A 471-nucleotide genomic window follows, 5' to 3' on the forward strand; every position below is an offset into this window, starting at 1 on the left:
CCATAGCTTCCAGGTCCTTTCGCTGTTGCTCCACGGCGCCCACGAGCTCCGTCTCCTGCGTCTGCATTTGTTCGATCTTGGCTTCGAGTTCCTTGACCATTGATGCTTTCTTGCTGGCTTCGCGCATCCTAGACTCGACAAGTTCCACTTTGATGCCCTGTTCTTCGATGGTCTTGTCCTTGACGCCTAGCGCTGTCGAGGCTTCTTGGATTTCGTTCTTCAATCGGCGGATCTCCTCATCTGCGTCCGGAGAGATGGTCTTGTTGGATTTGAGCTCTTCCGCTCTTGCAACCCATGGCGGTGAAGAGCGCTTTTCAAACTCGGTTGTGCGGGATAGATCAGACGAGATCCAATCCAGTTCCTCTAGATAGCCACCTACGCTGCGTAGCCTATTGCTAAGCAAGGATATGGCATCGTTATTATCACTCCCCGCTTCCGAAACTAGAGTAGATGACGACGTTTGAGATAGGT

1 protein-coding gene is annotated in these 471 nt (G+C 52.0%); it reads right to left on the reverse strand.

The features are described from left to right. On the reverse strand, nt 1-223 hold a 223-nt coding region (locus JS756_RS39055; protein ID WP_205387474.1), incomplete at its 3' end, for a hypothetical protein. Between the last annotated feature and the right edge of the window lie 248 nt (nt 224-471).

It is taken from the genome of Streptomyces actuosus (assembly GCF_016921115.1).
GTDB classification, from domain to species: Bacteria; Actinomycetota; Actinomycetes; order Streptomycetales; family Streptomycetaceae; genus Streptomyces; species Streptomyces actuosus_A.